Source organism: Nonomuraea sp. NPDC048916, assembly GCF_040649575.1.
Lineage (GTDB): Bacteria > Actinomycetota > Actinomycetes > Streptosporangiales > Streptosporangiaceae > Nonomuraea.
Map to the genome: position 1 here is coordinate 38,597 of NZ_JBEZFS010000033.1, position 16,476 is coordinate 55,072.

The following is a 16,476-nucleotide window of genomic DNA, read 5'->3' on the forward strand; positions in this document are numbered from 1 at the left end:
CCTGCCGGCCGTCTCGGATCAGCGCTCGGATCAGCGCTCGGATCAGCGTTTGGGTCAGCGTTTGGGTCAGCGTTTGGGTCAGCGTTTGGGTCAGCGTTTGGGTCAGCGTTTGGGTCAGCGCTTGCGGTCGCGGAACCAGCCGGCCGCGCCCGGATGGAGCGGGATCGATGCGGTGGAGATCCCGCTCCGCACGTTGATCCGCCACGCTTCGGGAACGGCTTCGGCGTCGCCGCGGTGGGTGGAGGTGATCGTGCCGGTGTGCGTGAAGATCGTGTCGGTGATGGCGCGGACCAGGTCATCGGGCAGGTCGTTGCGCACGAGAAGCACGTTCGGCACGGCGATGGTGCGGGTGGCCGGAACGCCGGCGTAGGCGGTCGTGGGGATCATGGCCGGGGTGTAGGGACCTGGGAACGCCGTGAAGAGCGCGTCCGCCTGTGCGTCCAACGGGATCAGCCGGATCGGGTGCCGCTGCGCCAGCTCCGTGATGGCGGGTGTCGGGACGCCGGTCAGGGAGAACATCGCGTCGATCTCGCCGTCGCGCAGTGCCGCCGCCGATTCGGCCTGGCTGAGGTATCGGCCGTCGGCGTTCACCGGGCCGAGCTTCAAAACCCGCAGCGACGTGAACTCTGTGCCCGAGTCGCGGGCACCGAGGGATACGCGCTTGCCCTCGAGGTCCCGGAACTCGTCGATCGCCGAACCGGCCATGACCACGAGATGCAGGTGACTGTCGTAGAGCCGGCATATCGCCGAGAGCCCCTCGGGCGCGCTGCCGTCGGCCGTGATCAGCGCGTCCAGGCTCGTCAGCCCGAGGTGCACCTCGCCGGCCCGCAGCATCCGGATGTTGTCGGTGGACGCCCCGCTCGGCACGGTGCTCACCGTGGCACCCGGCACCTGCTCGGAGATGTGTTCGGCCAGCGAACCGCCGATGCGCCGGTACACCGCCCCCGCCGGCCCGGTGGCCAGTCGCAGGTGGACCTTGTCGACCTCGGGCTGCTGGGAGCAACCGGCGAGCAGCCCTCCCGCGGCCAGAAGCACCGCACGCCGGCTGAGCCGTAGCTCCAGGTTCAGCACCATGCCGAGATGATACGGACGCCGGTCGCCGGTCGCCGATGACATCAGCGAGGTCGAACGGTTCGGTGTCGGTCAGGCCGCCGAGGGCGCGTCGCCGTGCTCAGTACAGGGGGGCGTAGTCGCGGACGAGGCGGTCCAGGTAGGCCTCGTCGGCGACCGGCCAGTCCAGCCCGGGGGCCAGGCGGCGGAGCTTGGCGGTGGACACCAGCGTCCGCGACGGCGGCGTGTCCACGACCTCGCGCGCCGCCCGCACCGCCAGGTGCCGTTCGAGATGGTCGACGACCACCTCCACCGGGTAAGGGGCGCCGGTCGCCACGTTGACCGTCTCCTTCTCCACGCCCGCCGTCAGCAAGACGTCCACCGCGCGTACCGCGTCCGCGACGTCCAGCAGGTCTCGGTGGCAATCGCGGTACATACGCACCCTCCCCGCGCGCACCGCGCGGACCATCGAGGGGAAGAACTGGTGCTCCCGCTGTCCCGCGCCGACGGCGTGGCTGAGCCGCAGGATCAGCCAGCGCCCGCCGCCCGCGGTCACCATCGACTCCATCTCGAGCTTGTGCCGGCCGAACGGGTCGCCCAGCGGGCAGGGGTCAGCCTCGGCCGCGGGATGTGCGGTGTCCCCGTAGACGGCGTGCGACGCCGAGGAGAAGACGACTACGGTCCTGTCGCGGCTGCGGCAGTCGTCGAGCACGTCGCGCAGCATGGCCTTCTCGCGGGCGAAGATGCCGTGGTCGGCGATCCTGGTGCTCGACGGCCCCGCCGCGACCAGGGTCACCCGCGGGTGCCGGTCGCGCAACGGGGCGAAGTTGGCGGCGAGGAAGCCCCGTCCGACGATCTCCATCACCCCGCCTCGCCGAAGATCTTCCCGAGCTCCTCAGGGACGTCCAGGTCGAGCGCGCGAACCGCCCCGTCCAGGTGGGCCGCCGTGCGTGGGCCGATCACGCCCGCGGTGATGCCGGGCCGCCTGAGCACCCAGGCCAGGGCCGCCTCCGCGGGGTCGAGGCCCGATCCCGCGCAGAACTCCTCATACGCCTCGAGCTTCGGCCGCCACCGCGGCAGCGCCTCCATCGCGCGGCCCTGGGCGGTCTTGACCGCGCTGCCCTCGGCCAGCTTGCGCAGCGCCCCACCGAGCAGTCCTCCGTGTAGTGGCGACCACGCCAGCACCGACACGCCGTAGGCTCGGGCCGCGGGCAGCACCTCGGCCTCAGCCGCCCGCGCCACCAAGTTGTACACGCACTGCTCCGACACCAGCCCGAGCCCGCCCACTCGTTTGGCGGTCTCCTGCCCCGCTGCGATGTTCCATCCCGCGAAGTTGGACGAGCCCACGTACCGGACCTTTCCCTGCCGGATGAGGATGTCCATGGCCTGCCACACCTCGTCCCACGAGGCGTGTGGATCGACCCGGTGCATCTGGTAGAGGTCGATCCAGTCGGTGCGCAGACGGCGTAACGACCGCTCGCAGGAGCCGATGATGTTGCGGATCGACAGGCCCGAGTCGTTCGGCCAGTCGCTCATGGGGTTGCACACCTTGGTGGCGAGCACAACCTTGTCTCTGCGGCCGTCGCCCTTGGCCAGCCAGTCGCCGAGAAACTCCTCGGTGAAGCCCTTGTGATGCTGCCAGCCGTAGTCGTTGGCGGTGTCCACGGTGTTGATCCCGTGGTCGAGGGCCGCGTCGAGCAGGGCGAATCCCTCTTCGCGGGTCGTGCGGACGCCGAGGTTGAGCGTGCCCAGGATCAGGCGGCTCACCTGGAGGGCGCTTCGGCCAAGGCGGGCGTATCGCATCGGGTCTCCTCAATGACAGAGCGCCTGCGCACAGGGGCTGTCCACTACTGATTACCGTTGCGACTTCGCGGAAAGGAGGCGTCGCCGCCCCTATTCCGAATATTCCGGGGGGCTCGGCGGGGTGGGGGTTGTGTCACGTGGCGCCTTCTCGCAGGTTGGACGGCATCGGGCGGGTCGGCGAAGCGCGAGGCAGGCAGCCTGTAGATCACGCCGCCGACCCCTAATCCCACCGATAAGGGTGGAAGCTCGCCCTACGGTGGCCGTTCGATATGGCGAAAGACTTGATATGCCGGATTCCGGAATCCCTTCTCGTTTCCCGCGAAGGCTGAGAACGCGACCAGCGATACGAAAGGACGGCACAATGGCCCAAACCTTCCAGGCCAGCCGCATGTGGGAGCGCATCTCCGAATTCTGGGTCACCGAGGACGCTGCAGTTGATCTGAGCGCCTTCAAGTCGGACCACAGAAATTACAACCTGTCGCTCTGGGATCCCACGGTGAACGGCGTCCGCTACCTGAAGGCGATGCTTTACCACGTCGCGATGGAGCTGACCGACGAGGACTGGGCCAGAATAAAGAAGATCGGCAATCGAGAGGTGGGCGGTCCGATCACCGTCCGTGTTCACGGCGAGCCGGTGTGCATGGACTACCTCCAGGCCTCGCTGGAGCTGGGCTTCATCGAGCAGCACGTCGATCTCCGTGGCGCAAGGGTGCTGGAGATCGGCGCAGGCTACGGGCGCACCTGCCACACGATCCTGTCCAATCACGACTTATCCGGCTACTGCATCATCGACTTGAAGAACACCCTGCGGCTGAGCAGAAGGTATCTTCGCGAGGTCCTGGATGACACGCAGTTCGCGAAGATCTCCTTCGTCGAAGTGGACGATGTCGAATCCGCCCTGGCCTCCAGAGACTTCGAGTTGTGCGTCAACATCCACTCCCTCACCGAGATGCCTCCGCAGACCGTGCAGGCCTACCTCGACCTGATCGCCGGCAGTTGCAGCGCGTTCTTCGTCAAGAACCCGGTCGGCAAGTTCTTCGACAAGAGCCTGGACGGCCATTCGAAGGGCGACGAGGCGGTCCGGATCGCGCTGGAGGCCGGGCCTCTGCGCCAGGTGGTGGACATCTATGACAACCAGGCGGTGGAGGACAGGGTGGCTGACTTCATCGCGGCCTACCGGCCCGCCGAAAGCTGGCAGTGCGTCGCCGACGGGCGAGCGATCCCGTGGAGCTACTTCTGGCAGGCGATCTTCAAGAAGCCGTGAGCCGAACCTTCAACGGTGATCCCCTGTCCGGTCGGCAGGAAGGCTCGTCATGCTGCCGGCACGCGCGAGCGTCGGGGGTCGTCGAGAACGGACCCCTATCATCCAGGATCCGCCTTTGCTCGTGCGCGACCCTCTCCTAGTCTGCACGTGCGGGGAAACGAGGTGTGGCATGAAGGGTATTGTGCTCGCGGGCGGCTCTGGCACGCGGCTCTATCCGGCGACGCTCGCCGTTTCCAAACAGCTCCTGCCGGTCGCCGACAAACCGATGATCTACTATCCGCTCTCCGTGCTGATGTTGGCCGGCATCAGGCAGATCCTGATCATCTCCACGCCCCACGACCTGCCGCACTACAAGCGGCTGCTCGGCGACGGCTCCCAGTTCGGCCTGCAACTCGACTACGCCGAGCAGCCCGAGCCGAAGGGCATCGCCGAGGCGTTCATCATCGGCGCCGGCCATGTCGGCGACGACTCCGTGGCACTCATCCTCGGCGATAACGTTTTTCATGGTCACGCTTTCTCCCAGGTGCTCACCGAGAACGCTCGCAGCGTCGATGGTTGTGTTCTGTTCGGCTACCCGGTGCGCGATCCGCAGCGTTTCGGGGTCGCCGAGCTGGATGTGAACGGCGAGCTTGTCTCCATCGAGGAGAAACCGGCCAACCCGCGTTCCGACCTGGCCGTCACGGGGCTCTATTTCTACGCCAACGACGTCGTCGACATCGCCAAGAACCTGTTGCCGTCTGAGCGGTGCGAGCTGGAGATCACTGACGTCAACCGGGCGTTCCTCGACATGGGCCGCGCCAAGCTCGTCGAGCTCGGCCGCGGGCACGCGTGGCTGGACACCGGCACGCCGGGAGCGCTCCTCCAGGCCGGACAGTACGTGCACACAATGGAGGAACGGCAGGGCGTGCGCATCGCGTGCCTGGAGGAGGTCGCCCTGCGCATGGGGTTCGTGGACGCGGACGCGTGCTACCAGCTCGGACAGAAGTGCGCGACGTCCAGCTATGGTCAGTACATCATGAGCATCGCCACCGCCTACGGCGCGAATCCGGCGAGGGCAAGCCGGGCGAGCAGCTGAGCCCGCGGTTCCGTTCGCGCTCGCATCGTTCCCACGGTCGTGGGCCGGGCGTGGAACTGATCGTCTAAGGATGGTGATCCTGCGCGACGGGGGTGCCGATGCCGACGTCTCGCGAGGGGGCGACGGTGGCCGATTCCGGATGGAAGCGCCGCCACCACCATGGGTTGGCCCGGTACCACTCGACTGTCTCTCGCAGCCTCGTGGCGAAATCCTCGCGCGGCGCGAAACCGAGCTCCCGCCTGATCTTCGTGCAGTCCAGCGAATAGCGTCTGTCGTGCCCAGGCCGGTCTGCGACCGGCTTCACCATGCCCCAAGTCGCGCCGCAGGCTTCCAGCAGGCGCGTGACCAGCTCCCGGTTGGTCTGTTCGCACCCGGCTCCGACGTTGTAGATCTGCCCGGCCCGCCCCGCTTCCCGCACCAGCTCGATGGCGCGCACATGGTCATCGACGTGCAACCAGTCACGCACGTTGCCGCCATCCCCATAGAGCGGGACTGGTTCCCCCATGAGGAGCTTGATGACGAAGAGAGGGATGATCTTCTCGGGATACTGGTGGGGCCCAAAGGTGTTGGAACACCTGGTGATGCGCACGTCCAAGCCGTGCGTCGTGTGGTAGGCCAGCGCCAGCAGGTCGGAGGCGGCCTTGGAAGCCGCGTAGGGGGAGTTGGGGCTCACCGGTTCCGTCTCCGACCACGAGCCCGAGTCGATCGAGCCGTACACCTCGTCGGTGGAGATGTGGACGAATGTTCCGACGCGTCCGGCGAGCGCGGCGTCCAGGAGGGTCTGGGTGCCCACGACGTTGGTCATGACAAAGCTCGTCGCATCGACGATCGAGCGGTCGACGTGCGATTCCGCGGCGAAGTGGACGATCTGGTCGTGGTCGGCGCTCAGCCGTGCCGCCAGCTCTGCATCGCAGACGTCGCCCCGGATGAAGCGGATGGAGCCCCACACCTCGCTCAGGTTGGCGAGGTTGCCTGCGTAGGTCAGCTTGTCGAGGACGGTGACGCTGACCCCGCCTTTCCTGACGAGGGCGCGGACGTAGTGGGAGCCGATGAAGCCCGCCCCGCCGGTGACAAGGACTTTCATGGCGTGTTCCCGCCGACGAGGCTGGCCAGGCTCGCGAAGAGGCTTCTGGCCTGCACGTTCAGGTAGTGGCTGTGCCGTAGGAGGTGACCGAGCTGGCTCAGGGTCAGCCACAGGTAGCCGGGCGGGAGCTCCGGCTGATCCAGATCGTCGGTTTCGACGATCATGTAGCGCGTGCGCGCGTGGTGGAAGCGCCCACCTTCCTCGGAGTGGATGGTGTCGAATCGGATGCGGTCCTGGGCCGCGTCCTGGACGGCGTCCAGGAAGTGCGGCCGCGACAGCGTGGGGACCGCGGCCAGGTCGCCGGGAGCGCACTGGACCGTGGGGCCGAGCTCCACGACGGTGAGCGTGCCCGGCTCCGGCTGGGCCCGCACCAGGACGTGAAGCACCCCGGCGAATTCCCGGACCAGGAAGGCGGAGAGCCCAAGCCCGACCGGTTCGATCATGGGTTGCGTCCAGTGCGAGACTTCGCGGTTGCCCGTCCACACCGCGACGCCCATGACGGTGAAGAAGGCCCCGCTCTCGTGGGCCAGGACGTCGTGCTCTCGTTTCCAGCCGCTGACGTCGTTGAGCGGGATCCCGCGGGTGGCCACGTCGTGCCGCGACCGCGCCTCGGTGATCCAGTGAAGCATCTCGTCCATCGTGTGCAGGCCGGCGTTCGCCTCGTCGAGGGAGCGCGCTAGCGCCGCGGAGAACGCCGACACGGCAGCGTATCGGCGGGTCACGCCGAGCCCGGTGTACGGCAAGCAGGCGAGCACGGTCCGCGCGTCCATGTTGACCAGGTCGGGGACGGTCAGCAGCCGCTGGATCTGCCCCACGGTCAGCCAGCGGAAGCCGTCCAGCGGCTCGATGTCGCCTTCCACCTCGACCACCATGTTGCGGTTGCTCTTGCGGTAGCACCATCCGCCCAGCTCGGACTGGAGGACGTCGCTGATCACCCGGTAGGGCCGCGCACGCTGGAACCACTCGATGTAGGGGACGGCCTTGCCGCCGTGGACGCGCCCGTAGTTGCTCCTGGTCGCCTGGACGGTGGGCGACAGTTGCAGGCCGTTGACGTTGCCCGGTTCGTTCTTGGCCTGCATCAGGCAGTGGAGAATCCCGTCAATCTCCTTGACCAGGATGCCGAGGGTGCCGATCTCCGGCTGGCGGATGACGGGTTGCGTCCAATGGACGTCGCGCTCGCCGCGCTCCTGTATGTCGAGGCCTTCCACGGTGAAGAACCGGCCGCTCTGGTGGCGTAGGTCACCGGTGACGGCGTCGGTGCGCCAGCCGGCCAGGTCGTTCAGGGCGATTCGCGACACGGTCATCTGGTCCAGCCGTGCGCGCTCCTCCCACCAGTCGTGGAAGTGCGGCAGGTCGGTCCCGCCCGCCAGCGCCGAGGTCGCGACGCGTGCGGGATCGCGCAGGCTCGGGCTCGTCGACCGGCAGCTGAGTTGAGGCACTGGCGCTCCAATCTGTGGCGCGGGCGCGTTCGTGCTCATGCGAAATGGCCCACCGGAACGGTGAAATGCTCGCGCGGCACTCTAAAACTGCCGAAAGAACATTTCCACCGGCAACGGCGTGGCCGCTGAATAACGGGTGGAATGTTTTTGCTTACTGGGGTTGCTAGGGGTTTTCCGGGGTGGTGTTCAGATGGAGATTCTGGCGTATCCCAATTCGTGGGCGAGTGCGCTGCGCCCTCTGATGTCGAGTTTCCGATAGGTCCGCGTCAGGTGCTGTTCCACCGTGCTGATCGTGATGAACAGGCGGCGGCTGATTTGCCGGTTGGTGTGCCCGAGCGCGGCGAGTTGCGCGACCCGTAGCTCCGCCTCGCTCAACGTGACGGACTCGGCGCGTTCGGACCGGCCGTCCTCGCGCGCGACGGGCTCGGGACGGGCGTCCTGCGCGACCATGAGCCGGCTGGCCGGTACCGGTCGCGGAGCCTCTATCGCGTCTGCGGCCAGCCCGTTGAGGCGTTCGCGTTCGGGGTTCTGGAGCTGGGCGATCACCTTGAGCGTCCGGTTGAGCTCCAACTGGTGGCCGGCTTGCTGGAAGGACTTGGCCGCCCGCTCCAGGAGGGAGCGGGAGCCCTCCGCAGGAGTGCCCGCGAGGGCCAGCGCGCGCAGTGCCAGGCCGTGAGCGAACGGGTTGCTGGAATGTGCCAGCTCGATCTGCTGGTTGGCCAGGTCGCGGGCGATCGTCCGGTTGCCCAGGCGCAGGGTGGCCTCGGCGAGGTCGCTGCGCCACGGCACCAGCAGCGGCATGCTCTCCTCCCGCGTGCGCATCAATCGCTGGACCTTGTGGAAGTAGCCGATCGCGGCCAGCGGGCGCTTGGTCGCCAGGTAGAAGTGGCCACAGGCGCGCAGGAACCACAGCCCGCCGACGGTCTCCAGCATCGCGTCGGGCACCGGCCGCCGCAGCGTCTCGGCCGCCGAGGCGAACGTCCCCGCGGCGATGTCGGCCATGAGCAGGGTGGTGAGCGGATGGCTGATCGACACGCCCCAGTTGGGCTCGCTGAGCATGTCCAGGGCGGACCTGGCCAGCTCGGCGGCCTTGGTGACCTCGCCGCGCTGCAGGACCACGGCGGCGCGGAGGGCCTCGATCATCGCCTGCCAGCTAGTGGCGCCGCGCTGCCGAGCCTCCTTGGCCAGCCGTCCGCACCACCACTGGGCGCGGTCGCAGTTGCCGCCGTGCGCGAGCGCCGAGATCGCCATCGCGATCGCTTCGAGAGTGGTGTCGCCGAGGCGGCTGTTGCGTAGGACGCGTTCCGCGCTGGCCTTGGTGGTGTCGCTACTGCCTTGCCGCCACGTCTGCGTGAGCGAGTGTGCGGTGTGGTTCCAGGGGGCGGCGCCGGGGTGCGTGGCGAAATCGGAGCTCTTGACCTGGGGGAGGTCCTGGCCGAAGTGCCAGTGGAACGCGAGCTTCACGGCCGTGTCGATCTGCGGGTCGATCGGTCCTGGCCCGGTGTGCAGCAGTTCGTGCGCGCGCAGGGCGTTCTGCCTGTCGCCGTGCCACAGCGCGTGCCTGAGCAGTGCCAGGCATCCGGCCTGGTCGAGCTCGCCCTGATCGGCGGCCGCTGCCAGCGCGGAAATGTGGGGGAGGACACCGCTCGGGTTGACTCGCCAGGTGCTGCGCACGATGGACAGGTGGATGGATCGCTGCTCCGCCTCGTCGGATGCCGCCGACAGGCCCAGTTCCAGGCAGCGCGTGGCGAAGGCGATGTCGTCGGCCATCAACGCCCGCTCGGCGGCTCGGCGCAGGATCGGTAGCGACCATTCCGCCGAGGTCTCTCCGGCGGAAACCAGGTTGCTCGCCACCTCCGTCGCCGCTGCGGCCTCCCGGTATTTCAGCTCGGCCGCGGCTCGGTGCAGCCGGATACGTTCAGTCGTCGGCAGGTTCCTCAGTACCGCCGTAGGGGCGTCCGGGTGCCGGAACCACCCGCCGGCGAGGAGGCCCCCCTGTTCGAGGACGGCGAGGACGTCCACGACCGCATCGGCGTCGATGCCGGTCAGTTTGGCGATCAGCTCCGCGTCGCCGCACTCGCCCAGCACGGCCAGCGCGGTGGCCACGTCGAGGAGGTGGTCCTCCGATCGGTGAAGGAAGGCCCACACCGCTTGCGCGTAGGCGGGACCGGCCACGGCTCGCCCGTCGTGGCCCAGGCCTTCCAGGTGGTCGTCCACTGCGGCCTTGGCGAACATCGGGTTGCCCCCGCTGAGGGCGTGCAGCCGTGCCGCCAGCCCGCTGTGGTTGTGGCCGGCCGCGTCGAGCATGGCGGCGATGGTCTGCTCGGGCAAAGGGGCGAGGCGCACGCCGTAGCAGCGGTGCTGGAGGTCGAATCCGGCCGGTGAACCGCGCGGCCACTCGGGCCGGCTCAGCACCATGAGCAGCTTGACGGACCTGATCCGGCGTTGCAGCTGCAGGAGGATCCTCACAGAGGTCTCATCGGCGTAGTGGATGCCGTCGACGCAGATGACCGTGGGCCGCTCCCGCGCCAGGCCCTGGAGGGTGTCGCACAGACCCAGAGCCGTGTACGGCTTGGCGGCCCCGGTGACAGGGGTGGAGGAGTTGGCCAGCAACTGGTCGATGATCGCTGACTCGATCCGCTGCTCGTCGGGGGCGCCCGTGGCGCTCAGCGTGACGGCACCGGCCGCGGTCGCCTCGTCGAGCAGATCGTTCAGGAGGGTTGTCTTGCCGCTGGCGACGCCCCCGCTGACCATCACGACTCGGCCGGCGCCGGCCGAGGACTGCTCGAATTGACTCCTCAAGAAGACGGCCGCGTCATCAGGCGGGATTTTCACGTGGGTGCCGGTAGCCAACGCTATGCCCTTCTGCTCTCGGAGAAGAAAACGGCGGCTCCACCGCGAAGTGCCACGCTCGGTGGCACGAGGGATGTGTAATTGTGTCGCCCGCATTGCTGCCGGTCGTATTCCGCCGACTTACCGAATTTCCCAATGTGCCAGCTGATCCACGGCTCCCAGCGTAGGCGAATCGCCCCAGCCTGGATACTGAAGCGCTCATCAGTTGCAGCGTTAAAAATTCATGCCCAGAACGCGGTAGCCGGTCCTGGCAGCGTCTTGAAATGGAGTTATGACGTCCTGTCGCCATGCTCTTACGCAGACGAATCCCCGGTGTCGTTGAATGTTGTAGTAATTCCGTCTGACCTGAAGGTTTGCCCGGTAAGCCACATGCTGATCAGATTCGAGTCAGAGTGGCGGGAGATCGGGTTGGCTTCAGAGGGGGGGCCGAGAGTGGCTGACGACGAGGTAGGTCCAGCGCCGTTCCGGCAGCGGGGCGGCGCAGCGGTCGGCTGGGCGTCCCGGGCCAAGCCGTGGTCGGCTCCAGAGCGCGCCGCGCCGCGCCTGGCGGCGTCGGTGCTGGCGGCGTGGTCGCTTGGCTATCTGCTGATCACCGCGATAGGCGTGTTCAGCGGCGAGCACGGCGAGCCGTCGGCCAGTTGGTTCCCGATCGCCGTTTTCGCGGTCGTCACTCTCGTGTTCCTCCAGCAGAGTGCCCACACGGCGATGAGTCCGCGGACCTGGCCACGACAGGTGCGCGTGCTGACCGTGGTGGTGCAGGCGTCGACGACGTATCTGCCGTCGGTGTGGATCAGTCCCCAGTTCCTCTCGCTGATCCCGTTGCTGGCCGCCGCCTGTCTGCTGGTCCTTCCCGGCCTAATAGGCAAGGGACTCTTCCTCGTCGTCAGCGCCACGTTGCCGCTCGGGCACTGGATCCACGACGTGGAGACGCCCGGCTTCCTGCACGACATCGGCTTCGCTCTGCTCACGGGTCTGGTCGTTTACGGCCTGAGCTCGCTCGGCTCGGTGGCCCGTTCGGTGCACGCCCTGCGGGCCAGGGCCGCACAGCGGGCCGTGCAGCGGCAGCGGCTGCAGATGGCGCAGGACATCCACGACTTGATCGGCCACGATCTGCTGGTGCTGAAGCTCGAGTGCGAGCTGGCCCACCGTCTGTTGCCGGCCTCGCCGCATCGGGTCGGGGAGGTGCTGGGCAACGCGCTCTACCGGGCGAGCCGGGCGAGAGCCGATGTGCAGTCGGTGGCCCGGGGCCAATGGCGCCTGTCGCTCGCCGCCGAGCTGGACTCCATGGCGTCGGTTCTCGCACCGGCGGATATCGAGGTCGACGTCGCGGCATCCGCCGGCGAGCTGCCTCCGGAGGTCGACGCCGTGCTGGCCATCGCGCTCCGCGAGGCCATGACCAACCTGCTGCGGCACAGCCTGGCGCAGCGGTGCCGCGTCCGGGTGGTCGCCGAGCACGGTGAGGAGGGTGGCACGGTGGTCCGCCTGGTGGTGGCCAATGACGGCGCGGTCACCGGCATGACGGCCTCACGGGTCAAGGGTCAGGGGCTGCGCAACCTCGCCACGAGGTTGTGCAGGGTCGGCGGCCGATTACATTTCGAGCTCCGCGATGGCTGGTTCGTTTTCACCGCGGAGGTGCCGCTCAACGGGGGAGCGGCGCGGGCGAGCCGGATCCGGGCGGGCTTCGGTGAGACCAGGCCGTGGGACCTGTGGCGTGACCGCTCTTGGCGCTTCGATCTCGCCGGTGGGTGGGACCCTCGGACGGTCGTGGTGTTGCTGGCCTCGGTGCTGCTGAGTCACTCCGTGGTCAGCCTGGCCAGGGGGCTGGCGCTCGAACCGCCCGGCCCCGTCGCTGCCGCGATGGTCGGGTGCGTCGTGGTCGTGTTCGCGCTCCAGGCGGCGCACTCCTTTGGCCGCCCGCAGCGCTGGCCGATGTATGCCCGGATCGTGTCCCTCTCCGTCCAGGGAGCCGCCACTTTCGTGCCGTTGGTGTGGCTCAGTGGGCCATGGGGCGGGATGGCCGGACTGTTCGAAAGCTCGCTGCTGCTGCTGATGACGGGCTGGTGGCGATGGGCGCTCTACGCGGGCGTGGGCGTTGCCCTGGCTGCGCTGGCCTGGAACGACCCGGCCGAGCCGCTGAGTGTGCTGCCGGTCTCCAGCCTGCTGGTCGGCCTGGCGATCTACGGCCTGACCCGGCTGGCCGGCCTCGTCGGGGATGCCTACGCCGCTCGTGCGCGGCTGGCGCGGACCGCGGTCGACCTCGAGCGGCTGCAGCTCGCGAAGACACTCCACTCGCTCGTCGAGCGTTATCTGTCGGCGATCATCACGCGGCTCGAGCAGGCGCGCGAGCTGCTGCCGGACCGGATCTCGGGCGCGCGCCACGAGATGGGCCTCGCTCTCGACGGTGCGCGCAAGGTGATCACGGACGTCCGGGAGATGGCGGGGGCCCATCACCATCTGTCCCTGCATGCCGAGCTGAGCTCGTCGGAGTCGGTACTGAGGGCGTTCGGTATCGAGGTGGAGACGCGGCTGGCGGTGAGCGACGTGACGGGCAGGCAGGGCACTGTGCTCGCCATCGCGCTACGCGAGGTCGTCGTCGTGTTGAGCCACCGTGACCCGCGCCGCTGCGTGATCGAGGTGTCCGAGGACGGCGACGCTCTGCGGCTGCGGGTGCTCGACGACGGCGACGCCATGCCGCGCCATTCGCCGCCCGCGGACCGCCGGCTCACGGATCTCCGTGCCGTGCTGGAGGGCGTCGGGGGGCGTCTGATATCGGATGTGGAAGGCGGCTGGTTCCGGCTCACTGCCGAGATTCCGGCTGTTCGCGGCGGTTCAGGCCGTCCACCGGAACTTGACGCATATCACCACAAATGACTACATGTCAGAGTAAAGATTGCAATTCCGTGATCTATGGGTCATGGTCCTCCCATTGGCCACGCTTCGCGCGGGCCGGGACATGTGCGTGTAGCCAGGAGACGTGCTTGTTGAACGGGGGATCTGTTGCTGCGGATCCTGTTGGCTGAGGACGTGGACATGGTACGGGGGGCGCTGGTCGCCTTGCTCGAGCTGGAAGAGGATATGTGCGTGGTCGCCGAGGTCGACAACGGCGACATGATCGTGCCGATGGCACTCGAGCGGAGCCCCGACGTGGCGGTGATCGACGTCGCTCTCCCGGGCGTCGACGGCCTCACGGCCGCTGACCTGCTCCACAAGGAGTTGCCGACGTGCCGGACGCTGATTCTCACCGGTCTGGCACGCCCCGGCACTCTCCGTCGCGCCCTGTCCTCGGCGGTGTCGGGCATCCTGCTCAAGGACGCTCCGTCCACGCAGCTCGCCACGACCATCCGGGCGGTGGCCTCGGGACAGCGTGTCATCGATGTGCAACTCGCCCTATCCGCGTGGGACGTCGGTGAGAACCCCTTGACCGGGCGCGAGATCGAGGTGCTGGAACTGGCGGCTGAAGGGGCAGAGGCGCCGGAGATAGCGGCGGAGCTGCGCTTGTCCGTGGGAACCGTACGCAACCACCTCACTAAGATCATTATCAAGCTCAACGCGCGCAATCGCGTTGACGCGATCAGGATTGCCTACGAGTCAGGCTGGTACACACCCAAGCGTGGCTGGCTGGTCAGCCCCTCGCTGCGCGATGTTCGGCGATCACCGAGTTGATGATCTGCTGCAGGCTGTGCCTCGGCTGGAAGTCGATCTGGCCGCGGGCGCGCGCGCAATCCGGGACCCGGCGCAGCATGTCCTCGAAACCCGGACCGTAGGCCTCCTCGTAGGGGATCTTGACGATCTCGCTCCGCGAACCGGTCGCGGCGATGATCTTCTGGGCGAGCGTGGTGATCGACAACGCTTCCGAGCTGCCCAGGTTGTACACCGTGCCGTGCGAGGCTTCGTCCTCGAGCAGGGCGACCAGCGCCGGGACCACATCGAAGACGTGGCAGAACGATCTGATCTGCTGGCCGTCCCCGAACACCGTCAGCGGCTCGCCCGCGATCGCCTGCGCGACGAACCGGGGGATGACCATCCCGTACCGGCCGCTCTGGCGGGGGCCGACCGTGTTGAACAGCCGGACGATCACCGAGCGGACCCCCCACTCCTGGCTGTAGAGGAAGACCAGCGTCTCGTCGAGCGCCTTGGCCTCCGCGTATGACCACCGGCTCACCAGCGGCGAACCGATGATCCTGTCCTCGCCCTCCGAGAGCTGCTCGGAGTTGTTCTTGCCGTACACCTCGCTCGTAGAGGCCATGAGGATCGGCACCTCATGTCGCCTGGCCGCCTCCAGCACCATCTCGGTGCCCTTCAGGTTGGTGTGCAGGCTCTCCAGCGGCTTGCTGAGGATGGTGAACACTCCGACGGCCGCGGCCAGGTGGTAGATCGCCTCGACGCCTGCCATGCAGCTTTCCACCGCGTCGAAGTCGCAGACCGAGCCGCATACGAAGCGCAGCCGCGGATGGTCGCGGAAACCGGCCAGGTTGTCTTCGCTGCCGGTGCTGAGGTCGTCGAGGACGACCACCTCGTGGCCGAGGTTGAGCAGATGTTCGGTCAGGTGGGAACCGATGAAGCCCGCGCCCCCGGTGATCAGGGAGCGCTTGGTTCCGTTTCCGGGCGTGGTGTCGACGTTCATGGCGCGGTCCGGGATTCGGTCCTCGTCGTGGCCAGGGGGCGCCCGGATGCACTTCCGACGGGCTCCGGCCCGGGCATCCTGGGCCGTTGGTACGCGCAACGCCGCTCGTCCGCCACGCCGCGCATGCCGATGGCGGTCGAGCGGAGCCGGCAGGTAGCGAGCGACTGCGGCATGGGTCTCCTCAGATGAACTCGTGGGTCATGGCCTCGCGAGCGGAAATGACGACGGCATTGTCGCAGTGACAATGCGATGCAGCTTTGCGATAAAGTCGGCAACGGACCGGGAAAGCGAATCTGGAATCGGCCCTGCCGGCTGCTTTCAGGACCGAATGCTAAAAGCCGCGAAGGACGCCCACCACCCCTACCTTGGAACGGCTCGCCCAGCCCCTACAGCACAACGCGGACCAACTCGAAGGCCTCGGCGAATGGTGTCGCGACCTGCGAGCCGCGATACTCGGCGAGTGCCCGGACCCCCCGCTCGCTTCTGGGGCTCGGCCACTCCTCCATCTCGCTGCCGTAGGCGCGTAGCGCCTCCAGCTTCCTGTCCACGTGCGCGTCCGCCAGCGGCTGCCAGCAGTTGGGCTGGAACACCGGCAGGCCGGCCGCCTCACCGGCGTCGGTCGCGGACCGGACCTCGAAGCATCGGATCTCGCGCACGCCGCTGCGCCCGGGCCGCCCGGCCACGCGGACGGCCCGGCTCACCAGTTGGTGGTCCATGTTCAGATCGCTCAGGCTCGTGGTGAACACCGTGTCCGGCCGGAACTCGCGCACCTCGCGCTCGAACACCTGGTTCAGCTCCAGCTGGCCGATCGTATCCAGCCGGTTGTCGCCGTACTCGTGGATCCTGACCTGCTCGATGCCGAGGATCTCGGCAGCCTTCTCGATGGCGGACACGCGGTTTGTCACATCCTCGCCGGACGGCGAGCGGGACCCGTCGTCATGGGTCAGGACGCACAACCTGATGCGCACACCCTCGTCGGCCAGCCTGGCGATCGTCCCGCCGGCGCCGAGAGTCTCGTCGTCGCCATGTGCGACGCCGACCAGAAGCCTGCCTATCGTCCGCGGCATCGGAAATCCCTTTCGTGGGGTGGCTGAGGGGCACCGTAACGGTTGCCCCGACAATTCCCTCCAGCGCGCAGAGCCGAATGCGCGCCGGACCCCAGAATTCCCGGCGGGCGTGCTCCGCGGCCGCCGGTATCACATGGCTAGGGGCTCGGCCCGGCCCGTTAGGGGTGGGCAGTGCTTCACGCGTACGTAGAGTTTGCCTCGCCGAGGTTTACACGCA

General features: G+C 67.9%; 12 protein-coding genes. 4 read left to right on the plus strand and 8 right to left on the minus strand.

What is annotated here, in order from left to right; all coding sequences use genetic code 11:
* Positions 1–114: 114 nt before the first annotated feature.
* From AB0C16_RS29875 to AB0C16_RS29885, 3 genes are all read right to left on the minus strand, one after another.
* A complete protein-coding gene (locus AB0C16_RS29875) occupies positions 115–1,074 on the minus strand; it encodes a TAXI family TRAP transporter solute-binding subunit (protein WP_357687580.1) in 960 nt (319 codons plus the stop codon).
* A gap of 97 nt (positions 1,075–1,171) precedes the next feature.
* Entirely contained in the window at positions 1,172–1,912 is a 741-nt protein-coding gene (locus AB0C16_RS29880) for an NAD-dependent epimerase/dehydratase family protein (RefSeq protein WP_357687582.1), read from the minus strand.
* Positions 1,912–2,853 carry an aldo/keto reductase gene (locus AB0C16_RS29885; RefSeq protein ID WP_357687584.1) on the minus strand — a complete coding sequence of 314 codons (942 nt, stop codon included), beginning with the start codon at positions 2,851–2,853 and terminating at the stop codon, positions 1,912–1,914. Before AB0C16_RS29885 ends, AB0C16_RS29880 begins: the two co-directional genes overlap by 1 nt.
* A 361-nt stretch (positions 2,854–3,214) precedes the next feature.
* On the opposite strand from AB0C16_RS29885, the gene AB0C16_RS29890 reads away from it, so the two are divergent.
* Together AB0C16_RS29890 and rfbA are read left to right on the plus strand one after the other, a co-directional pair.
* Positions 3,215–4,117 carry a putative sugar O-methyltransferase gene (locus tag AB0C16_RS29890; RefSeq protein ID WP_357687614.1) on the plus strand — a complete coding sequence of 301 codons (903 nt, stop codon included), beginning with the start codon at positions 3,215–3,217 and terminating at the stop codon, positions 4,115–4,117.
* A gap of 169 nt (positions 4,118–4,286) precedes the next feature.
* The gene (rfbA, locus tag AB0C16_RS29895) at positions 4,287–5,192 is read left to right on the plus strand and encodes a glucose-1-phosphate thymidylyltransferase RfbA (protein WP_357687616.1); all 906 of its coding nucleotides are present in this window, start codon (positions 4,287–4,289) and stop codon (positions 5,190–5,192) included.
* A 64-nt stretch (positions 5,193–5,256) separates the two neighbouring features.
* Here rfbA and rfbB read toward each other — a convergent pair whose 3' ends face one another.
* The 3 genes from rfbB to AB0C16_RS29910 form a co-directional block, all read right to left on the minus strand.
* Positions 5,257–6,276 carry a dTDP-glucose 4,6-dehydratase gene (gene rfbB, locus AB0C16_RS29900; RefSeq protein WP_357687586.1) on the minus strand — a complete coding sequence of 340 codons (1,020 nt, stop codon included), beginning with the start codon at positions 6,274–6,276 and terminating at the stop codon, positions 5,257–5,259.
* The gene (locus tag AB0C16_RS29905; protein WP_357687588.1) at positions 6,273–7,715 is read right to left on the minus strand and encodes an NDP-hexose 2,3-dehydratase family protein; all 1,443 of its coding nucleotides are present in this window, start codon (positions 7,713–7,715) and stop codon (positions 6,273–6,275) included. The genes rfbB and AB0C16_RS29905 overlap by 4 nt, the downstream gene beginning before the upstream one ends.
* A 186-nt stretch (positions 7,716–7,901) precedes the next feature.
* Positions 7,902–10,517 (minus strand): AAA family ATPase, encoded by a 2,616-nt coding sequence (locus AB0C16_RS29910; RefSeq protein ID WP_357687590.1) that lies wholly within the window; start codon positions 10,515–10,517, stop codon positions 7,902–7,904.
* A 186-nt stretch (positions 10,518–10,703) separates the two neighbouring features.
* On the opposite strand from AB0C16_RS29910, the gene AB0C16_RS29915 reads away from it, so the two are divergent.
* Both AB0C16_RS29915 and AB0C16_RS29920 read left to right on the plus strand, forming a co-directional pair.
* On the plus strand, positions 10,704–13,439 hold the full coding sequence (locus AB0C16_RS29915) for a histidine kinase (protein WP_357687592.1): 2,736 nt from the start codon (positions 10,704–10,706) through the stop codon (positions 13,437–13,439).
* Between the two features lie 126 nt (positions 13,440–13,565).
* On the plus strand, positions 13,566–14,231 hold the full coding sequence (locus tag AB0C16_RS29920) for a response regulator transcription factor (RefSeq protein WP_357687594.1): 666 nt from the start codon (positions 13,566–13,568) through the stop codon (positions 14,229–14,231).
* On the opposite strand, the gene AB0C16_RS29925 is transcribed toward AB0C16_RS29920, so the two are convergent.
* Positions 14,191–15,192 carry an NAD-dependent epimerase/dehydratase family protein gene (locus tag AB0C16_RS29925; RefSeq protein WP_357687596.1) on the minus strand — a complete coding sequence of 334 codons (1,002 nt, stop codon included), beginning with the start codon at positions 15,190–15,192 and terminating at the stop codon, positions 14,191–14,193. The genes AB0C16_RS29920 and AB0C16_RS29925 overlap by 41 nt on opposite strands.
* Positions 15,193–15,578: 386 nt before the next feature.
* Entirely contained in the window at positions 15,579–16,259 is a 681-nt protein-coding gene (locus tag AB0C16_RS29930; protein WP_357687598.1) for a PIG-L family deacetylase, read from the minus strand.
* Positions 16,260–16,476: the final 217 nt, after the last annotated feature.